General features: G+C 68.9%; 17 protein-coding genes and 1 pseudogene. 12 read left to right on the forward strand and 6 right to left on the reverse strand.

Annotated elements, in window-relative coordinates; all coding sequences use genetic code 11:
• Positions 1-2: 2 nt before the first annotated feature.
• The 3 genes from OHS81_RS36490 to OHS81_RS36500 are packed head-to-tail and all read left to right on the forward strand — an operon-like array spanning position 3 to position 3381.
• Positions 3-2342 carry an FtsX-like permease family protein gene (locus OHS81_RS36490; protein WP_328390525.1) on the forward strand — a complete coding sequence of 780 codons (2340 nt, stop codon included), beginning with the start codon at positions 3-5 and terminating at the stop codon, positions 2340-2342.
• 14 nt (positions 2343-2356) lie between these two features.
• Positions 2357-3217, forward strand: a complete 861-nt coding sequence (locus OHS81_RS36495; protein WP_328390527.1) for a hypothetical protein — start codon at positions 2357-2359, stop codon at positions 3215-3217.
• A complete protein-coding gene (locus OHS81_RS36500; RefSeq protein WP_328391718.1) occupies positions 3214-3381 on the forward strand; it encodes a hypothetical protein in 168 nt (55 codons plus the stop codon). The genes OHS81_RS36495 and OHS81_RS36500 overlap by 4 nt, the downstream gene beginning before the upstream one ends.
• Here OHS81_RS36500 and OHS81_RS36505 read toward each other — a convergent pair.
• Positions 3348-3998, reverse strand: a complete 651-nt coding sequence (locus OHS81_RS36505) for a CAP domain-containing protein (RefSeq protein WP_328390529.1) — start codon at positions 3996-3998, stop codon at positions 3348-3350. The genes OHS81_RS36500 and OHS81_RS36505 overlap by 34 nt on opposite strands.
• Before the next feature lie 626 nt (positions 3999-4624).
• Between OHS81_RS36505 and OHS81_RS36510 the strand changes: the two genes are divergently transcribed.
• The gene (locus tag OHS81_RS36510) at positions 4625-4831 is read left to right on the forward strand and encodes a DUF2180 family protein (RefSeq protein ID WP_328390531.1); all 207 of its coding nucleotides are present in this window, start codon (positions 4625-4627) and stop codon (positions 4829-4831) included.
• Positions 4832-5029: 198 nt separating this feature from the next.
• Here the strand turns inward: OHS81_RS36510 and OHS81_RS36515 are convergent, their stop codons facing one another.
• The gene (locus OHS81_RS36515; protein ID WP_328390533.1) at positions 5030-5641 is read right to left on the reverse strand and encodes a hypothetical protein; all 612 of its coding nucleotides are present in this window, start codon (positions 5639-5641) and stop codon (positions 5030-5032) included.
• 259 nt (positions 5642-5900) lie between these two features.
• Here OHS81_RS36515 and OHS81_RS36520 point away from each other — a divergent pair, with 259 nt between their 5' ends.
• Positions 5901-6572 carry a DUF2238 domain-containing protein gene (locus tag OHS81_RS36520; protein ID WP_328390535.1) on the forward strand — a complete coding sequence of 224 codons (672 nt, stop codon included), beginning with the start codon at positions 5901-5903 and terminating at the stop codon, positions 6570-6572.
• A gap of 119 nt (positions 6573-6691) precedes the next feature.
• Here the strand turns inward: OHS81_RS36520 and gntA are convergent, their stop codons facing one another.
• Both gntA and OHS81_RS36530 read right to left on the reverse strand, forming a co-directional pair.
• Complete coding sequence (gene gntA / locus OHS81_RS36525) at positions 6692-7369, reverse strand: guanitoxin biosynthesis heme-dependent pre-guanitoxin N-hydroxylase GntA (RefSeq protein WP_328390537.1); 678 nt, start codon at positions 7367-7369, stop codon at positions 6692-6694.
• 399 nt (positions 7370-7768) lie between these two features.
• Positions 7769-8350 carry a hypothetical protein gene (locus OHS81_RS36530; protein WP_328390539.1) on the reverse strand — a complete coding sequence of 194 codons (582 nt, stop codon included), beginning with the start codon at positions 8348-8350 and terminating at the stop codon, positions 7769-7771.
• Between the two features lie 680 nt (positions 8351-9030).
• Here OHS81_RS36530 and OHS81_RS36535 point away from each other — a divergent pair.
• Positions 9031-9309 (forward strand): annotated as a pseudogene (locus OHS81_RS36535) (FAD-dependent oxidoreductase); the annotation flags it as partial.
• Between the two features lie 125 nt (positions 9310-9434).
• The gene (locus OHS81_RS36540) at positions 9435-10667 is read left to right on the forward strand and encodes a cytochrome P450 (RefSeq protein ID WP_328390541.1); all 1233 of its coding nucleotides are present in this window, start codon (positions 9435-9437) and stop codon (positions 10665-10667) included.
• A gap of 160 nt (positions 10668-10827) precedes the next feature.
• Here OHS81_RS36540 and OHS81_RS36545 read toward each other — a convergent pair whose 3' ends face one another.
• Positions 10828-12204 (reverse strand): amidase, encoded by a 1377-nt coding sequence (locus OHS81_RS36545; protein ID WP_328390543.1) that lies wholly within the window; start codon positions 12202-12204, stop codon positions 10828-10830.
• A 403-nt stretch (positions 12205-12607) separates the two neighbouring features.
• On the opposite strand from OHS81_RS36545, the gene OHS81_RS36550 reads away from it, so the two are divergent.
• The 4 genes from OHS81_RS36550 to OHS81_RS36565 all read left to right on the forward strand — a co-directional run bounded on the left by OHS81_RS36550 (position 12608) and on the right by OHS81_RS36565 (position 16996).
• Positions 12608-13057 carry a hypothetical protein gene (locus tag OHS81_RS36550; protein ID WP_328390545.1) on the forward strand — a complete coding sequence of 150 codons (450 nt, stop codon included), beginning with the start codon at positions 12608-12610 and terminating at the stop codon, positions 13055-13057.
• A gap of 650 nt (positions 13058-13707) precedes the next feature.
• Complete coding sequence (locus OHS81_RS36555; protein WP_328390547.1) at positions 13708-14889, forward strand: cytochrome P450; 1182 nt, start codon at positions 13708-13710, stop codon at positions 14887-14889.
• Between the two features lie 58 nt (positions 14890-14947).
• Positions 14948-16183, forward strand: coding sequence for an MFS transporter (locus OHS81_RS36560; RefSeq protein ID WP_328390549.1), 1236 nt, complete (start codon positions 14948-14950; stop codon positions 16181-16183).
• 15 nt (positions 16184-16198) lie between these two features.
• Entirely contained in the window at positions 16199-16996 is a 798-nt protein-coding gene (locus OHS81_RS36565) for an HAD family hydrolase (RefSeq protein ID WP_328390551.1), read from the forward strand.
• A gap of 148 nt (positions 16997-17144) precedes the next feature.
• Here the strand turns inward: OHS81_RS36565 and OHS81_RS36570 are convergent, their stop codons facing one another.
• Positions 17145-18674 (reverse strand): alpha/beta hydrolase, encoded by a 1530-nt coding sequence (locus OHS81_RS36570; RefSeq protein WP_328390553.1) that lies wholly within the window; start codon positions 18672-18674, stop codon positions 17145-17147.
• A 128-nt stretch (positions 18675-18802) separates the two neighbouring features.
• Here OHS81_RS36570 and OHS81_RS36575 point away from each other — a divergent pair, with 128 nt between their 5' ends.
• Complete coding sequence (locus OHS81_RS36575; protein WP_328390555.1) at positions 18803-20059, forward strand: ATP-grasp domain-containing protein; 1257 nt, start codon at positions 18803-18805, stop codon at positions 20057-20059.
• Positions 20060-20061: the final 2 nt, after the last annotated feature.

Genomic DNA, 20061 nt, shown 5'->3' on the forward strand with positions numbered 1-20061 from the left:
ACGTGCGAGCAGCGGCACGCTGGACACAGGCGCATCTGCGGGCGCACCGACCGGCCGCGGTGCTCATCGTGCTGGCCACCGCCGGGATCACCATCTCGCTGCTGCTGGCCACCGCACTGTTCGCCTACGCCACCGACCCCTGGCAACGGGCCTTCACCCAGTCCTCCGGCGCCCACGTATGGATCCACACCCAGGCCGGCACCGCCGCGGGGTCGCTCGCCGGACTGGACGAGGTACGAGCCACCTCCGGCCCCTTCCCCACGGTCCGCACCACCGCGAGCCTCCAGCCCGGCGGCGCCAAGGCCACCCTGGAGCTGCGCGGTGTGGCGAAGCGCCCCGCCACCGCCGCGCCCCGGATCGTCGCGGGCCGCTGGCTCGACGCGGGTACCGATGCGGGCGCCACCAAGGGCATCGTGCTGGACAGCTCGGTGGCCCGGGCGATGTGGGCCAAGCCGGGGGACTCGCTGGTGCTGAGCGGGATCGCGGCCCGGCTGCGGGTGGTGGGCGTCGCGGAGACCGCCGAGGTCGCCTTCCGCGCGGGGGAGTCCCCGGGCGTGGCATGGGTGCTCCCCGGCACCCTCGCCGCCTCGGACGCGGGCCGTGACCATCGTGGCCGCACCATAGGCCTCCAGCTCACCGACCCCGCGGACACCGACTACGTCGTCCAGCGCGCGGTCACCCGGCTCGGCGCCGACCAGATCACCGATGTCTCCACCTGGCGGCAGGCCAAGGCCGAAGCCGAGGGGGACAACCAGCTCCTCGGACGGCTGCTGGGCCTCTTCGGGCTCGGCGCGCTGCTCGCCGCCGCCCTGGCGGTGGGCGGCGCCATCAGCACCCGGATCCGCGGACATCTGCGCGACATCTCGATCCTCAAGGCCATCGGGTTCACACCCGGCCAGGTGGTCCGGATGTTCCTCGCCCTCCACCTCGGCTTCGCGCTGCTGGGCGTCGCCCTCGGGACACTGCTCACCCAGGCGCTCGGCACGCTGGTCCCCGGCCGGATCGGCGAAGCGATGGCCCTGTGGCAGCAGCTTCCCGGGCACGCCTGGCTGACCCTGGTGATCTCCGGCGGGGTGGTGGTCTTCATCGGCTCGGCGACCTGTCTGGCCGCGTGGCGTGCGGGGCGGGTACCGCCGGTTCCTGTGGCCCGTGCCGCCACGGCCGGCGGCGGCCGCACCTCCGGCCTCACCCGGCGGGCGCTCGGCCTGCGGATCCCACCGGCCCTGGTCCTCGGCTGGCGGAGCGCCTTCCACCGTCCGCTGCGCTCCTCGGCAGCCGTGGCACGGCTCGCGGTCCCGCTGCTGCTCATCACCATCGCGCTGGGCACCTGGACCACGCTGGACCGCTTCACCTCACACCCCGAGAACGTCGGCCTGCCCGCGGCGCTCACTGCGCGCTCCGACACCCTCGGCGCACGCGCACTGGGCCAACTCCTGGCCTCCCGGCCACGGATGACCGCCTACCCCGGAGCCGAGGTTCAGGCCCTCGTACCGGGACAAACCGGGACCATCACCCTGCGCGGGCTCGGCACGGACGCCAAGCCCTACCCCTTCGCCGTCGTGGAAGGCCGCGCCGCCCGCGGCCCCGACGAAGCGATCGCCGGACAAGGCCTGCTGGACCTCCTGGACGCACGCGTCGGCGACTGGGTCCGGATGACCGTCGCCGGCCGCCCGCACGTCCTCCATATCGTCGGCCGCAACATCGAAACCGCCGACGGCGGCCGGGTCGTCTCCACCACCCTGGACACCCTGCGCGACGACGACACCGCAGGTACCACGCGTGTGGCAGCACAGCAGCCCCGCCCGGACTTCTACAACCTGGTCCTGCAGCACGGCGCCGACCCCGGCGTGGTGCGCGACGCCCTGACCAAGGCGTCGGCCGGGCATCTTGAAGTGCGGGAGATCCCCAACCCCGCCGACCAGCTGTCGGCGGTCCGTGCCGTCACCATCGGTCTGATCGCGGTCCTGATCCTGATCGGGCTGGCGGAGCTCGCGACCACGGTCGGTGCCGGCGTACGCGACCGCAGCCGCGATCTGCTCGCACTCAAGGCCGTCGGCCTCACGCCCCGCCAGATCACCGCCGTCATCGTCTCGGGCACCGCCTTCGTCGCGCTCGCCGCCGCGCTGGCCGGCACGGCCTCGGGCCTCCTCGCCTCCCAGTGGCTCATCGACCTCCAGGGCCGCACCAGCGGCTGGGGGACCGGCATCGCCCAGCAACCCGGCCCGGCCACCCTGCTGCTGGTCATTGCCGTCGCGGTGACGATCGCCGCAACCGCCTCGGTCCTGCCTGCCGCCCGCGCCGCGCGGCGCCGCCTCGCGGACTCGGCGAGCGATCTGCTCTAGCCAAGGGTGTTGCCATGCGAGACACGAGGCTGTCGGAGTCGCCGGAACGGTCGGAGCCGACCGAGCACTACATCTTCAACGACAGCCAGACGATCGTGCTGGAGCGCGGCTACCGGTGGGAGTCCACCCCGGAGTCCACCCCCGACCGGAATCCGATCGAGCGGGAGCGCATCACCGCTCATGGCGCTGTCCGCGCGCTGGCCGAACTGTGCGACGGACTCGTCAGGCCCATGACGTTCGGGGTGACCAGAAACTGGGTGGACGAGTACGGCTTGCCGGCCGAAGGCAGTCCGCCGCGAGGGAACTGGTTTCTGACGACCCCGCAGTCGCCGCCTGACGCCCGCTCAACTTACCGGGACCCCCGGATCATGGAGGCAGCAACGCTGGACGAGCGGGCGATGCTCACCCTGGTCGACCGCGTACTCGACGACCCGTGTGAAGCCCCCGAAGGCAAGCACCTGGCCTGGGACGAGATGCGCATCGACCACACCTGGGCCCGGCTGCCCGAACCCGACCGGCACCTCGCGAGCAAGGAACTGCGCATCGACGACCACGACAACAAGCTGCGTCGCGTCCTGGTCCCTCGCGAGCATGCGCACGGCCGCACCTGGGTGACCGTGCCCCGGCGCAGCGTCTGGTACCCGTTCCTGCTGAGGGTGAACAAGTCCTGCGGCACGGTGTACCCCGACGGGCCCGAGTACGACGACTTCGTCGAGATGACGATCGACGTCAACTGGTCATTCTGGTGGCACCCCGGGGAGGGCCGAGCCATGCTCGATCAAGCAGTGGACCGCCTTCTCCGGCAAGGGTGGCGCCACGCACACCCGCCATCCGCACCTCCGCGGGCCCACACCGCATCGAGGACCAGCCTTTGACTCCGTACTCCCTGGCGTTCTACCTGGACGTGGTCACCACCGGCACCGTGCTCGGCGTGGGCCCCACGGCCCCTCCCGACCGCGTCACCGAGGTCCTGGGGCCCCGTACAGCGGGGCTTGCGAGCGGTCCTCAGCCGGCCGTGCCGAAGTCCTGCGTCCAGTAATCGCCGGGCTGCGCGAGGCCGACGCCGATCTCCTTGAAGGAGCAGTCCAGGATGTTCCGCTTGTGGCCGGGGCTGGACATCCAGCCCGCCATGACCTTCTCGGGCGTGGAGTACCCGTAGGCCACGTTCTCGCCGTAGGAGTTCCAGTGGTAGCCGGCGCGCGTGATCCGGTCGTCCGGGGAGGAGCCATCGGAGCCCGTGTGCGACATATTCCTATGGTCCGCCATGTCCTTGCTGTGGGCTTGAGCGGCCTTTGTTAGTTTCGCATTCACGGTCAGCGGGGAGCACCCGGCCTTGCTGCGCTCCTTGTTGACGAGTTCCACCACACGGGCCGCATCGCCGGATGCCGGGGCGGCGGTTTTCGAAGCGCCGGCGGTTTTCGCGGCGCCGGAAGAAGCGGCGGGCTTCTGCGAGGCACCGGCGGCCTGTTCGGAGCCCCATTTCGCCTTCGCCTGCCGATGATCGTAGGACGCATTCTGCCAATGACCGTGGTGCCGGCCGCCCTCTTTCCCCTGCCCCAGACACGCCATTGCTGCGGAGGGCACGCCCACGGCGCCTATGGCCAAGGCGGCGACGGTTATCTGCCGGTAGCGCCGCGTCCTGCGATGTTTCGTCATGCGTGACCTCAATCGGTAATTGCGGAGCGTCCCTGGCGCGGCTGGCTCTGTGCAATTTCCGCGCCTGAGCTGCGGAGACGCCTTGCGGCTCGTCATTCTTGGCGCCGCCGAGCAGGCAAGGCAACAAACTCTGAGTACTACGTCGCTTCGTAGTATTGCGTGGCCCTTGCCATGAGCGCGGGAGCATGCTGGTCCGGCTGCCGGATCTTCGGGAATTCCTGTTGATTCGTCAGAACCCTTTATGCGCTCACCGTGCGGGCAAAAGCGCGGAGCGGACCGAATGCCACGTATCCCTGCGGGCAGTATTCATCGGCCAAGACGGACAAATCTCTTATGTCTACGAGCTGAAGCCTACTATCCAGCTTAGTTAGTACCGGAATGCCGTATGACGCATGTCACGAGACCGTGCAATTCGCGGTGGGAACCATGCCGGGCGCGACCGCGTCCACCAGGGCAATCCGAGGCGCTGAGGCCGACGGCCCGAGGCCGCCGTCAGTCACGTCCTTCTTGAAGCGGCCAGGTGAGCCGCCCCGACCCGGGACGGTGGTTCCCGCGTCCGTCATGTCTCGCGACGTACATTGCCGTGGGGACTGCGTCGGCCTACCTCACGAGATCGGACATGTGCCATGAACTGCTATGACTGCGCGAGGGGCAGCGGAAACGCCGCCGCGGTGGCGATCTGCCGGAACTGCGGCGCCGCGCTGTGCGACCGGCACGCCTGGTCCGCCCCGCAGACCGTGGTGCGGGTACAGGGCGTAGGCCAGAGCACCCTGCCGGAGCCGGCGCGCCGCATTGTGTGCACGGTCTGCCGAGGGGCGACCCAGCCGGCCTGAGTCCTGAGCACCGAGCCGTGCGTGCGGCGCACCGAGTCATGAGTCCATGCTGGTGGCGCACTCGTTCGCCGCGATGGACGGCGGGCACTTCCCGATGCTGTCCGGTCCGGGGGAGCTGGCTGACCGACTGGAGCGTTACAGCCGGTCAGCAGCGGAGTGACGACGTCACACGTCACAGGCCTTTGACTGCCGCTTTCCTCAGGGCAGTTGCGCGAGTGCGGTGATCACCGGCACCGGCAGGTACGCGGGCCACTCGGGGCGGGCCGCCTGGTAGGCGATGTACCCGAGAGAGCGGCTGACCCGTACCTCCTCCGTCGTCTCCGCCTGGTACACCACCCGACAGTGGCCCGATGCGTTCCTGGCGCGCTTCCACAGCGCCGAAGCAGGCTTCCTTTCCGCCTCGGTCCGCGGGGTGAAGATCCGGTCGCCGAAGTCCGACCACGCGAACGGGCTGGTGCCCGCCCAGTCCTTGTCGATCACCTTCTTCAACTCCGCTGCCCGCTCCGCGTCGGTGGAGCCCCAGGAGGACGGAACGTTGGTGATCAGCCCAACCGGAATATGGCGGGCGCGCAGTGCACGCAGATACCGGGCGGCTCCCGGCATGTACCGCACGCTCTTGTCCTCTGCCGTGTGTACCAGCGTCTCGCCGAGGTCGAAATACACCACGGCACAACCGCCGACCCGCCCTCCTTCCCCGGCGGTGCGCGGTGCGCCCTCGGCGGCGCCCGCGGCCGGCACGCTTAACGCTGCCACGCCGCCGAGGGCGAGCAGCGTGCGCCAGGTGACTCTGCGAGCGGATGTCTTCTTCATGGGGATGCCTTCCCGTAGGGGGGACATCCGATCGTACGCGCCATGTGCACGTCAGCGAGCGGATCGGCGCAGTCGGACCGTGGATCCGGGCAAGGCCGTCACGCCATCCGCCGCGGGGTGGCCTCCGGGGCCTGCTGTGGTGTGGTGACGGCTTCGGCGGGCAGATGCCTCATGCGGCCGGGGCCGCTGCCCCGCCCCGCGGCGGCAGCGGCCCCGGCGACCTGTACCTGATGTCTTTTAGGCTGATCGAGGCTGATGCATGAAGGCCACTCTGACCACTTCGCCCACGTCCCGCAGGCTCCCGCCGGCGCTGGCCGTAGCGGTCCTTTTCGCTCTGGCCCTGTCGGGCCTGCAGCCCCATGACCGGATCACCTGGGTCATGGAGACCTGCTGGGTGATGGCCGGCCTGCCGCTGCTGGTCGTGGTGTGGCGACGCTTTCCGCTCAGCCCGCTCCTGTGCGCTCTGCTCGCCGCGCACGCACTGATCCTGATCGTCGGCGGTCACTACACCTACGCCGAGGTCCCCCTGGGTCACTGGCTCCAGGACGTGCTGGACCTGTCCCGCAATCCCTACGACCGGATCGGACACCTGGTGCAGGGCTTCGTGCCCGCCATCCTGGTCCGCGAACTCCTGGTCCGCACCTCCCCGCTGCGCGGCAGCGCCTGGCTGGCCCCACTGACGGTGTGCGCATGCCTGGCCTTCAGCGCATTCTTCGAACTGATCGAGTGGTGGAGCGCGCTGGTCGGCGGTGCCGGGGCCGATGCGTTCCTCGCCACCCAGGGGGACCAGTGGGACACCCAGTGGGACATGGCCTGCGCCCTCCTCGGGGCGGTCGTCTCGCTGCTGCTCCTCAGCCGCGTCCACGACCGCCAGCTCGCCCGCTACGGCACCGGTGAGGAGGACCGGGCCACGCGACCGCAGACCGCCTGATCGCCTTCCGGCCGTCCGCCGTCATACAAGGGGGGCGCGGACCCGCCCCGCCCCCACCTCCCGTCCGGGTCCGTGCGGAGTTCTCGGTGTGAACTGCCCCTCGGAACGCTGAAGTTGCCTCACGCCCGGGCGGAGAACGGGCAGGCCCAGTCCGCCGGCTTGCGTCGGCCCGAGTAGCGACGGGCCTCGGAGAGCTGCTCGTACTCCACGAGGTTGGGGTTGATATTGCCCTGCAGTTCGATGTCCTGCTTGCGGATCTTCTCCTGCAGCCGGTCCCACAGGCCCGCGGCCTTTATCCGGTCGAACTGGGCGTGGGAGTTGAAGGCCAGCATGGGGAAGGGCGGGCGGCGGCCGATGCGGCTGTGTGTTTCGTGCAGTCCGATCACGAAGAAGGGGTGCCCGGCGACGCTGTACGCGAAGGCCCCGGACGACGGATCGGGGTCATAGCCTTCGGCCCAGGGGTACGTGAGGCTGTCGTAGTCGTGGACCGCCTGCAGCTGCTGCCACAGCAGCGTCTCGAACTCGACTTCCGACACGTTCAGGGGGCCGGAGAAGGTGGCCACGAAGCTGGTGAAGGGCTTCGCAGCCCAGTCCACCGCCTCCACATACGCCTGGAGATCAGCGGCCATCTGCCGGGCCGTCTCGTCATCCCCGAACCACGTGTAGTGGCGGTGGACGATGCCGCCCTGTCGCCACGCCGAGCGACCGGCCAGGCAAGGGAAGGCGTCGCCGAGAAGGAACCGTCCGACGTCGGCGGAGGCGTCGACTTCGGTGGCGGCGGTGGCGTCAACCGTCATGTTCGTGACCTTCGGTAAGGGGGGCAACACCCCTGGTGGGGGCCCTGCGGTGGTGGGACCCTGGCAGTCAAGATCGGGCAGGGCCGGTTCGTCAAGACTCGGCCGTATCGCCCCCCTGCGACTGCCTTCACCGACGGCGTCAGCACCGTGTTTGCGGTGGTATGACCCGTATCGGGCCGCGACGATGTCTCGGCCGCCGGGCAGTTCGCTCTCACTGCAAGGCTTCTTGTCGATCTTCATCGTCTCAGAAGCCCGGGCAGCTGATCGCCAGGGTGGGCCGTGGCGGCGCCGCGCCCTGCGCCGCCGGCCCTCTCACCAGACCCCTCTCCGGGTTCGTCGCCGCCGATCCGCTCCTCGGCGCCCGGTCTCCCGACGGGCGCCCCGGGAGCGGGATCCCGGTCAGGCCCGGGCGGGAGCGGCCTCCTCGGAGGTGTCGGCGGCCTGGGCCGCGCGCTCTTCGGCACCGGCCTCGGCAGCAGCTCCGGGGAGGGAGTAGAAGACGCTCCTTCCCTGCTTGCTGCGGTGTGCCAGGCCCTTGGCGACGAGTGAGGTCTCCAGGGTGTTGCGCACGGCGGTCTCCGGTGCCGTGTGGTCCGGATGCTCCTGCGCCAGCAGCTTGGTCAGCTCCGTCACCGTGCGCGGCTGCCCGTCGAGCAGGGCGAGGACGCGGTCGGCGCGGGTGGCATTCCGCTGCCGGGCTTTCCCCCGGGCCGGCGCGGCCTTCCGCGCCTTCTTCGTACTCCCCGCCGCCTTGGCCGGGGCCTTCTTCGCCGCCTTGGCCTTGGGTGCGGCAGGCTTGGCGCGTCGCGCCGCGGGCACGGTCACCGGTTTTGTCACCGCGGTGACGGCCTCCGAGGGCTGAGGGGCGACGGCTTCTTCCCGGGACGCCGTGCCGAGATGCTGCTGGAGGTCCTCCAGTTTCGCCCGGAGCTTCTGCAGTTCGTCGATCTCCTTCGCGATGCTCTTCAGCTTGGCAGCCACCTGCACAGCGAAATCCGCGTCTGACATGAAACAGCCTGCTCTCTCTTGCCTGATCGGTCTGCGGTTGGCTGGATGTTACTCATCCCGCTCCGCAATTAACCCGGTACGGTTCCGTTTTATCGCCACACACAGGGCATCGATGATCGGCTCCGCGGCCGAACAAGCTCACCATCATGGGGTGTTCGGATGCTGCCCAACCCTTCGCCACCAGTCAAGAAAGGGGACTTGAATAAGCCATACGGGCTTTGGACACGGTCCCACGTGCTGTCGGCAGAGGGCGTGAACTCCGTCCGGCTGTCACTCCTTTGAGTCTTTCCTCCGGTGGACCGGTGGTGATTTCCTCATCCGCGTGGACGGCTTCTGCCGTATCGGTGCCGGGTGACGCCCGGTGGTGACCTGAGTCGCGGGCACTGCGGGAGCGGGTGCGATCCGGTCGGGCGCGAGGCCGAAGCGGAGTGTGAGGCCGACTCTGCGGCGGCGGCCGGGCAGTCGCCGCCGCAGCGGGCCCGGCTTGCGAAAGGCAAGCCACCGGAGGCGCGCCACTGCTTCTGCTCGCGACCCTGCTTCCTGCTTCTGCTCGCGACCTCGCTTCTGCTCACCCCTGCGTTCCCCTCGGATGGCCCGGCACCACGTGCGCCGCACCGGGACCGGTTGTAGGACGGAGACAACGGGTGCGGCAGATGACGGGTGTGGCGGCGGGAGGAGTGGCGCGGGATGAACATGGCCGCATCGTTGTCGTCGGCGCCTCGCTCGCGGGTCTGCGGGCCGCCGAGACACTGCGCGACGAGGGCTTCACCGGCTCGCTGACTCCGATCGGCGACGAACCGCATCCCCCGTACGACAGGCCGCCGTTGTCCAAGCAGGTGCTGCTCGGAAGGGTGCCGGCCGACACCACCGGGCTGCCCCGGCGCCGTGACGTGGACGCGCACTGGAAACTCGGCGTACGCGCCACCGGCCTCGGACCCGAAGATGCTGTCGCACGGTCCGACCGTCGCGCTCACCGGCCATCTGCCGGACCGGCGCCCGACCCTGGTGCAACCGGCCCGCTGAGACCGCCACTCCCTAGCGATGAGGAGCGCCGCGCATGGCTGCGGACACCCTGTTCCACCGGATCACCGACTACGCCCACCGCGCCGACCCCTACCCGCTGTACGCCGAGCTCCGCGAGGAGGGAGTGGTACGGCAGGACGACGGCAGCTACCTGGTCGGGACCTACCACGAGATCGAAGCCCTGCTGCACGACCCGCGGATCAGTTCGGACCGTCGCAAGCGCGCCGTCCCGGACGCGGCCGCCGTCGCCGAAGAAGGGCTCTCACCGGCCTTCATCGGACTCGACGACCCCGAACACCACCGGCTGCGGAGCCTGACGATGCGCTCTTTCGGCCCGCCGCACACGCCCGACCGGATCGCCGGTATGCACGACGACATCACCCGGATCGTCAAGGACCTCATCGGCGACTTCGCGGGCAAGGAGCGGATCGACGTCGTCGACGACTTCGCCTACCCGCTGCCCGTCACCGTGATCTGCCGTCTCCTGGGCGTGCCCCTCGAGGACGAGCCACGGTTCCGTCAATGGTCGGACGCCATCGTCGCCGGAATCGATCCCACCCCGGGGGAGGACCCCGAGGAGCGGTCGCGGGCCGCAGCCGAGGCCCGGAAGACGATGGGCCTGTACCTCGGTGAGCTCGCCGACAAGCGCCCTTCCCATCCGTCCGACGACATGCTCTCCGCGTTCGTCAGCGACAGCCCCGACGGGCAGCTGACGCCGCTCGACATCATGACCACGTCCGTGCTGCTGCTGATCGCCGGTCACGAGACCACCGTCAACCTGATCACCAACGGCATCCTGACCCTGCTGCGCCACCCCGACCAGCTGGCACGCCTCCGCGGCGAACCCGCCCTGATGCCCGGAGCGGTGGAGGAACTGCTGCGCTACGAACCCCCCGTCCAGATGCTCCCGCAGCGCACACCGCTGGCCGATATCGAGGTCGCGGGCGTCACCATCCCCAAGGGCGCGCCCCTCATCCTGATGCTGGCGTCCGGCAACCGCGACCCCCGGCGATTCCATGACGCCGACCGCTTCGACCCGACCCGCGACGACCACCAGCATCTCGGCTTCGGCAGTGGCATCCACAGCTGCTTCGGCGCGCCGCTCGCCCGTCTGGAGGCGCAGATCGCCCTGAACGAGCTGATCCGGCACCTCGACAACCCCCGTCTGGTCGAGGATCCGCCTCCCTACCGCCGCAGTCCCGTACTGCGCGGCCCCCGGCACCTGCTCGTCGAGTACGGCCGGGCCGATGCCCGAGGGAGCCGGTAGCGCGGGCCGCCACGAGGCGATGCCCGGCCACTCGGTACGGACACCGGCGCCGCACGAGGAAGGAGAGATGACGCCCCGTCACCCGGTCGTCACCCCGTCACCGTTACCCGGTCGTCGTCACCCCGTCACCGTTACCCTGACCGCCGTCCCCTGGCGGTGGTCAGAAGGCGGGCCGGCGGCCGCGGACGGGGCTGACCTCCTCGAGGCGTTCCGCGAGGTCGAGGAGGAGGGCGTCGGCCCACCACCGGCTCACCAGCTGGACGCCGAGGGGCAGGCCGTCACCCGTGGTACCGAAGGGGAGGGCGAGGGCGGGCAGACCGGTCAGGTTGAACGGCACGGTCGCACGCATGACCGCGCGCGCCGGCAGGCTGACGCCGTTCACGTCGAGTCGGCTGCGGCCGTGGGGTGGTGCGGGGAAGGGCGTCACGGGGCACAGCAGGATGTCGTGGTCGGCGAACCATGCGGCGAATTGCGTGCGCAGGTGCTCCACCTCGTGTTCGGCGGCGACGTAGTCGGCCATCGTGGTCTCGGCGGACTCCAGGGTTGCCGTGATGACCGGATGGACCTCCGTCTCGCGGCCGGAGGTGACGGCGCGCAGGGCAGGCCGTACCTCGGCGGGGAACAGTGTCGCCGACAGCAGGGTGCAGTCCCGGTCGGCGAGCCAGGGAAGGTCGCTCTCCTGGACGTCGTGCCCGAGATCGGTCAGAGCCGTGGCCGCCGCGGCGACCGTGGTCGCGACCTCGTGGTCGACCGTGCCGAACGCCGCGGCGGTCCAGCCGATCCGCAGCCGGCCCGCGCTGCGGGTGGGCTTCCCGGCGGGCGGTGCCACGGCGTAGGGGTCGGCGCCGTCGGCTCCTTCCATGAGGGACAGCGCCAGACGCAGGTCGCGTACGCTCCGGGCCATGGGGCCGGCATGCCACCACCGGCGCGGCACGGCAGGGAAGTGGCCGGTCATCGGCACCCTGCCGTGGGTGGGCTTGAGCGAGGCGATCCCGGTGTCGGCAGCGGGCCCGCGTACGGAGATGGCGACGTCGCTTCCGATGCCGAGAGGCGAGAGCCCGCTTGCGATGGCCGCCGATTCGCCGCCGCTGGAGCCTCCGGGGGTGCGCTGCGGGTCGTAGGGGTTCAGGGACCTGCCCGTCACGTGGTTGTCCGTCTCGGTCCAGTAGGACATCTCCGGCAGGTTCGTCTTGGCCAGCAGGATGCCGCCGGCCTGTCGGAGACGGGCCACCGGGGTGGCATCGCTTTCGGGCACCCGGTCGGCGAAGAGCCTCGACCCCCGGGTGGTACGGACCCCCGCCGTGTCGAAGGAGTCCTTGACCGTGAAGGGGACTCCGCCGAGCGGGCCGCTTACCGGCCGGGCAGCGGCGTGCAGAGCCTGCTCACCGAGCACGGTCACGAGAGCGTTCACCCGGTCACCGACCGCCTCAATACGGTCGAGGTGGGCAGCCACCACCTCGACGGCACTCACCGTGCCCTCGGATATCAGACGGGCGAGACCGGTCGCGTCCTGCCACACAAGGTCGCCGGCTTCCATAGAACACTGCCTTTCGCAAGGGGCTTCTCCAGGTTGTCAGCGTGCGCCTTGCTGCAGCCCGAAGCACACGCGCGGCGGTGCAGACGGTTTGACGGTCTGCAGCCTTCGACGTCACCGGCCAACTTTCCCCGTACCCGCGCACTGCGGCGCCCGCAAGGCGACGAGGGGGAGGTTTCGCCCGTCCGGGTCGACCGTGAGGGAGACGAGCCTCGGGCGGCCGCCGCTCCCACCGGTCACTCGCCGGGGCGTCTAGGGTGCGATCAGGCCCTGGGCGGCAGCAGGACCACCGGGCCCGTCCGGAACGGAGCGCAACGTGGCCTTCTCGTCCTTGGTCCGGAACGGGACCCGGAGTGTCCCCCTTCTGCTGGCGGCTGTAAGTATCGGTGCCGCCGTCGTCGTGGGCATGGCGGATGCCGGGACCACGACACCGGCCGAGCCGGCCGCCCCGCGCAACCCCTTCCTTGCCGAAGTTGCCGAGCAGATCGACCTGCCGGCGCGGGTCTGGACGGCGTCGGGTACCCACACGGCCAGGGGATATACGACGGAGGCAGCCGAGACCATCAACGTCGAGGGCATGAAGGCCGACTGCGACAACATCAACCTGAACAAGAAGCTGGCCGCTGACTTCCGCAGCGATGTGTTCGGCCCCGGCCTGAAGGGGTTCTTCTACCGGTGCCGACGGATCAGCCCGGACACCAACAAGTACTGGTTCACCATCAGTTCCGCGGACCACGCCCAGATCGACAAGCTCTGCGATCCGCACACCGGGTACCCGGTCGTCCACGACGAGCAGCATGACACCTACTGGATCGACGAGCCGTTCACCTGCACCCGCCGCGCCGACCCCTCGTAGGACGGCGCGGCTGCCGGTAGCGCCTTGTCCGCAGGAAGATCCTTTTTCTCCGCGGCATCACCTTCCCCGCCTCTGCAAGGGCGTCGCCCCACCGCGATCTTATGCATCACGGATCTTTCCCTTGATCGTCGAATCCGGTGTTCATGAGAAACTCCCTAACGATTCATTGCCGCACCCAAAACCCAGTGATAGCATCCCGAAGATTCCGCGTTCCTGACTAGTCTGCGGAGTTACGGGGGCGAGGGGGAGAGCATGGATCAATGTGGCCCATGTGGCTGATGTGGCGAACGGGCACGGGCTGTTGAGGCCGCCTCGGTGACGCGCACTGCCGCATTGATGCGCGAATATGCGAGTGCGGATCCTTGGGGACTTCGAAGGGGTCAGAGAGCCGCTTTATCGATTCTGTAGGTGCGACCCGTGCGCGCATCGAGGGTAACGAGGGCATGCCCACCATAGTCATGCCCTCGATCGTGCATTGATGTGCGATGCAATAAAGCTGTTCCCTTACATGCTTCAAGGGTGACTGCCACCCGGTGCACGTGAATTCTGAAATGAATCATGATGAGCCGGCCCGGAGCGGGGAATGGTTTCGTGCTGGAGTGTTGAAATGCTCGGTTTTCGAGATTGGTCACGGGGGAGGACAGAAAGGCGTGCATTCCGACGAAGGTGTGGCCGACCACGGTCGGCACCGCTCACTGAAATGTCCGATCAGCTTTCCTGAGCATGTGCTCCACGCGCCACGCGAAGCGTACGAATTACTCCGAGAGGATCAGGGAGAGGTCGCGTATGACCCGACCACGCAGTCCTGGCACGTCATGTCGCCACTTCTCGCACGCAAGGTGTTAACGGACAAGAGATTCCTCGCCAGGGGAATGAAGCACAAGACCCATCTCGTTCCCGAGGGCGGGCGCGCAGACGTTCACTATGTCGAGAGCTTTCTCTCGCAATGGTTAGTTTTCTCTGATCCGCCGGTCCAGCAACACGTCCGGACAGCTTTGGCGGCGGCTATGAACGGTTCGTTCATGGCTGAGATAACTCGCCAGGCCGTAAAGCAGGCAGATGCGCCCATCGGGTCCGCAGGGGTAGATCTCATCACCGATATGGCGTTGCCCGTTGCCCGTGCGGCAACACGCACCTTGCTCGGTGCCACCCTCTCTCAGTTGGAGATCATCGAGGGTGTCTCGGACGCCGTGATGGCCTATCTCGCCGTGCCTGGCGCGGATGCCGGCAAAGCTGAATGCGCGGCGGATCATATTCGACTGCTGGAAGCTCTCGTCGACGATCAGCTTCTGCACGGGGGCGATCGGATCGCCGCTGCCCTGCGCGCGCTGCTTCAGCAGAATGTACTGGATCTGACAGGTGTGTCCGCGACGTACACCCAGTTGTTCACCGGTGCACTCGAGCCACTGAAGACAGCCCTTGTGTCCTGTCTGGCCCATATCGGTGACCAGGGCTGGTCACCGGCGGATGTCGAAAAGCTTGAACCGGCGGACTGGGCGGACTTCATCGAGACCCAGATGCGCGACGATCCGCCCTTTCATTTCGCGCCGAGGCGTACCACCACGACCGTCGAATTGGGTGGCCGCGCCATACCGGAGGGCGCCAGGGTCGTGGTGAATCTACTCAAGGCGAACGAAGATTGCCGGCCGAATCGCCACCTTTCGTTCGGGCATGGCCGGCATTACTGCCTCGGTGCTCGGCTGGCGCGGGCGGTACTGCAGTCGTGTCTTCCTGTTCTGGCACGAAAGGTCGTATCGAACGACGTCGATGTGTTGGGGGTGAGCAAGGCAAAAGCCATGGGGATGACGGTCTACAAGGTAAACGAAATCTGACGTGTTCCCGTGTGCCGTGCGGCCGGCCATACGGAGTCTGACCATGATGGGAGAGTTAATGATCAACCTGGGCTTTGTGGACGTTCTGCGCAGCAGTCGCGTGCCACGCCTCGCCGGCGGCACCCTCGTCGGACGGATCCCGAACGCACTGGCACTCGCGGCAATTCCCATGCAGCTTCGCTACGCGGATCAGAGCTGGCTCACGGTCGGCGCCGCTGCCGCCGTATATTCGCTCCTGTCCGCCGCCGGGTCACCCATCTGGGGACGTATGGTCGACCGTGGTCGTGCACGATTCGCCATCTGGCTGACATCGATTGTCAGCGGATTCGGATTCCTGGGGTTTGCCGCCTCGGGCCACTCGATGGTGATCGCCTTCGCCGCACTTGGCGTCGCCGGCGTCTTCAATCCCCCGTTCGAACCGTACCTCAGGTCTGCCTGGCCTCGAATAGTCCGAGGCCCGCTGTTGATGAAGGCGTATGCTTTCGACTCCGCGTCTCAGGAACTTCTCTTTATCGTGGCGCCGCTCGTGGCCACCGCAAGTGCGATCGTTCTGAACCCCACTCTCGCGTCCTACCTCTGTATAGCTTTCCTGTTGCTGGGTGCCTGGATGATCGAGGTGATGCCGGCCGCCGATGCCGAAGACCGGGTCGAGCACATGGGATTCAGGAGGATCGTCGGTCCGCTGTTCTTCGGCGCTTTCCGGCTCCTGATGTGCTGTGCCGCGATGATCGGGGTCACGATCGGCGCCATGGCGATCCTGGGAGGGCGGCTGACCGAGTCGAACACGTCCGTGGGGGGCGTGGGGATCCTGTTGTCCTTACACGGCTGCGGCGCATTCATCGGCGCCCTCACCTTGAGCGGCGGCGACACCGAGAAGATCGGGAATCTCACCAAGAGGCTGATCGCCGTCCTTGCCGCGTTCTCGGCATCCTGGGCGCTGGCCGCGCCGTTCTTCCCGGTGCTCGTACAGGATTCCTCCTTCTTCTTCGCCGGCTTCTTCATGGGACCGGCCCTGACCTGGACGTTCGCTTTGGTGAATGCATCGATTCCCAAGGGCGAGATCTCCGAGGCATTTTCCTGGCTCGGCGGCATCATCGTCGTGGGCTCGTCGGTCGGCTCCTTTTTGGCGGGCACGCTGGGTTCGTGGTCCGGACAGTCGGCAGTGGTGGTGATGATGGTCGTCGCGTCGGTACTGGCGGTCGGCTCCGCGGCCACCCTCAATCTGCGCTCGGCTCGTACATCTGCCGGACAGGAAGCAAGTCCGTCGGATAGCGTGACCTTTTCATCAGGCTGAGCCGGAAGGAAATCCATGCCCGCACGGAAAGGTGGTGCCGACCAGGTGCCGCAGATGGACCAGGGGATGCCGTTCGTCTTCGACGTCGACGGCACCACCTGTTTCAATGGGACGCAGATGCCGCCCGAGATCGTTGAGGCCATCACACGGTGCCGAGCCTGGCACCCCATTCTGTTCGCCTCGGCCCGCCCGATTCGCGACCTCATTCCGGTTCTCCCCACAGAGTTGGCCGATGTCCCATTGATCGGCGGCAACGGCGCGTTCACCCGGTCCGACGGGCATATCGAGGTGACACAGTTCAGCGACAGCGTTCGGCGCTCGATCAACGACATTATCGATCGGTACGAGCTTGAGTACCTGATCGACAGCTCCTGGGACTACAGTTTCCACGTAACCCAGGAACGAGAGATCCTTGAACGTGTCGATCAGGCCGGCCTGGCGAACCGTGTGGCCCGGGAAGAATTGCCCGAATACGCCAAGGTCGTGCTGTTCGGCGCCGGAGACGTCGCGCTGACGGAATTGGCCAAGCTCGGTGTGACGATCAATATCCACCAGTCCGAGGATCTGGTGGACCTGTCCCCCACCGCAGTCGACAAGGCGACCGCCCTCCTGGCGCTGAACATTCCCACCGGGGAATATGTGGCCTTCGGTAATGACCAGAACGATCTGCGCATGTTCGAGAACGCCGCATATTCGGTATGCGTCGGCACCTCGGAGGTCGGAAAGCTCGCGGACCGGGTTATCACGCGAGCCGATGTCGGCACGGCCATCGACGCGCTGTCGAGCAACGTCGCGGCACCCGTCGTCAGTTGAGGACTCTTGAGGGCCCTTGAAGGCACTGTGGCCGCGTGCCCGGAACGCGGCCACAGAGGGGGACGACCGGCGGAACGGAGTGGACCGCCCGGCCGGTTTCCGGGGGCGCGCGGGGAAGCACCCGGCCGGGGCCGCGGCGCAACGGAGGTCACGGCGTGGGCAGTCCGGGTCCCGAGCAGTGCACATCGGCCGGCGGCACGGTCCCGTCGACCAAATAGGCCGCGGCGGTACCGTCCACACAGCTGTTGCCCCGGCTGGCGAACACCCCGTGCGAGTAGTCGTTGTGCAGGGAGACCAGGCGTGAGCCGGGCAGTCGCCGCTGCATCTCCCGGGCGCCGCGCACCGGGGTGACGGGGTCGTGGGTGGAGGCGATCAGCAGGACCGGCGGGGCATCGGGGCTGCCGAGCTGCGTACGGTGCGCGGGCCGGTGGTGCCAGTACGCGCACACCGAGGCCTCCATCCCGGTCAGTACCGGCTGCGGGTCGAGCCGCAGCATCTGCCGGATGCCGGCCGTGACGCGAACCGGTGTGGGAGCCGGCCCGTCCGCACACTTGACCGTGCGGTTGGCGGCTTCGTACGGACGAGAGGCGGCGCCGTCGAAGGGCTCTTCCGGGCGCAGCGGACCGGTTTTCCCGTCGCGCAGATACGTCCGCAGCCCGTCGGCGAGGCCCGGCCAGCGCTCGGTGCGGCCCAGCGCCCGGTACACGGTGCGGTCGAACTCCGCGGCCCCGAAGCCGTTCACGGGGTGCGTCGAGAGCTGGTCACGCACCCGCTGGTACGCGGCGCGCACCGCCGCAGCCTCGGTACCCAGCCCGAAGCGCTGCTCGTGCCGGGCGGTCCAGGCGAAGAACACCGCCCGCTGGCGCACCAGGGCCCGGCTCTGCATCAGGTCGAAGTCGAACCAGTCCCGCGGCCCGACGACGCTGTCCAGCACCATCCGGCCGACCCGCTGCGGGAAGCGGGCGGCGTAGGCCGCGCCGAGATAGCTGCCGTACGAGACGCCGAGGAAGCCGATCCGGGGTTCGCCGAGCGCTGCCCGCAGGGCGTCCATGTCCCTGGCGGTCTCGGTGGTCGACAGGTGCGGCAGGGCATCTTTCACGCCGCGGGCGCAGTCGTCCGCGGTCCGCCGCAGGGTGTGGAGGTAGGCCTGCTCGGCCGTCCGGCTCTCCGGGACGGGGTCCGGCCCGGGGCTGTCGAAGAGGCCGCCCATCGGCCCGCAGTCCGCGGGCGCACTCGCGCCGGTGCCGCGCGGATCAAAGCCGATCACGTCGTACGCACGCCGCACGCGCTCCGGCAGTTTGGCGCGCTTGGTGACGGCGTAGGACAGGCCCGGGCCGCCGGGCCCGCCCGGGTTGACCAGCAGCACGCCGCGCCGCTCGGACGCCGGCCCCGTGGCCCGGACGCGGGAGACCGCGATGCGGAGGTGCTTGCCGTCCGGGTGGCTCCGGTCCAGCGGCACGCTCAGCCGGCCGCATTCGACGCGGGCGGGCGCGGGCGGCGCCGGCACGGAGTCGGGGCAGGCGCCGAAGCGGAGTGCGGGCGCCGGGGGAGTGGCGTGTACGGGGGCCGCGGGGAGCAGGGCGGCGGTGGCCGTCAGGGCGCAGAGCAGGCCGGTGCGGCGTACGGCAGGAATCACGGATCTCGCCTTCGGGGGACGCGGCGGGGTGCCGCTGGACATGGTGGCAATGAAAATGATTATCGTTTACAGTGTGAGCCGGTCAAGCCCGGCGACCGCTGTCACGGGCGCCGACGCCCCGTCAAAAAGCCGCCACCTGGCGCGGACAACGCCTGCGAAGAAGGGAAACCGTGGCTCATCTGCTGATGGTCGAGAGCTGGGTCGGAGCGATGAGCAGGCTGCTCCCACGCGCGATCCGCGAGGGCGGGCACGAGTTCACCTTCCTCACCCGCGACCTGCACCACTACCTGCGCACCGCCCCCGAGGGCACCGCCCACCCGCTGCTCGGCGCCCGCCATGTCCTGACCGCCGACACCAATGACCTCGCCGCACTGCTGCCGTACGTGGAGCGGCTGCACTCCGTGTTCGGCTTCGACGGGGTGCTCACCTCCTGCGACTACTACCTCCCGACGGTGGCGCGGATCGCCGCCCGCCTCCGCCTGCCCGGCCCGGCGCCCGAGGCGGTCGACAGCGCCTGCCGCAAGGACGCCACCCGGCAGCTGCTCGCCGCCGCGGGGGTGCCCGGACCGCGCTTCGCGGTCTGCGCGGACCGCTCCGAGGCCGCCGCTGCGGCCGCGGAGATCGGGTATCCGCTGGTGCTCAAGCCGGTGGACCTGTGCGCGGGGATGTTCGTACGACGCGTCGACGACGAGGCGGAGCTGATCCGCGCCTACCGTGCACTCGACGGCTTTCCCGTCAACGCCCGCGGCCAGCGCCGGGCGCCCCTGGTCCTCCTCGAAGAACTGCTCCACGGCCCTGAAGTCAGCGTCGAGACCGTGACGTTCGACGGCAGCACCCAGGTGATCGGGGTGACCGACAAGAGCATCGGCGGGGCGCCGTCCTTCATCGAGACCGGCCATATGTTCCCCGCGGAGCTGTCGGCGGGCGATGCGGCGGCCGCGCAGGAGACGGCCGTCCGGGCGATCGACGCACTCGGACTCGACGGCGTCGTGGCGCACACCGAGATCAAGCTGACGCCGGACGGACCGCGCCTGGTCGAGGTCAACCCCCGGCCGGCGGGCAACCGCATCACCGAACTGATCCGCCATGTCACCGGCATCGACGCCGCCGCGGCCTGTGTGGACGTGGCCCGAGGACAGCGGCCCGATCTGCGGATGCGGGAGACCGGACTGCGCAGCGCCGCCATCGGCTTCCTGGTGCCGCAGACCGCGGGCGTCCTGGAGGGAGTCGACGGCGGCGACCGCGTGGGAGCGGCGCCGGGAGTGCTCGAACTCCAGCTCGCCGAGCCCGGAACGGCGGTCCGGGCGGCCGGCAGCAACAACGCGTACCTGGGACATGTCATGGCCGGTGACGCCGACGGCCCGGCTGCGCGCCGGCGCGTCGAAGCGTTGCTGGCAGAGCTGCGGGTGCGGGTGGTGAACCGATGAAC

It is taken from the genome of Streptomyces sp. NBC_00400 (assembly GCF_036048035.1).
Lineage (GTDB): Bacteria > Actinomycetota > Actinomycetes > Streptomycetales > Streptomycetaceae > Streptomyces.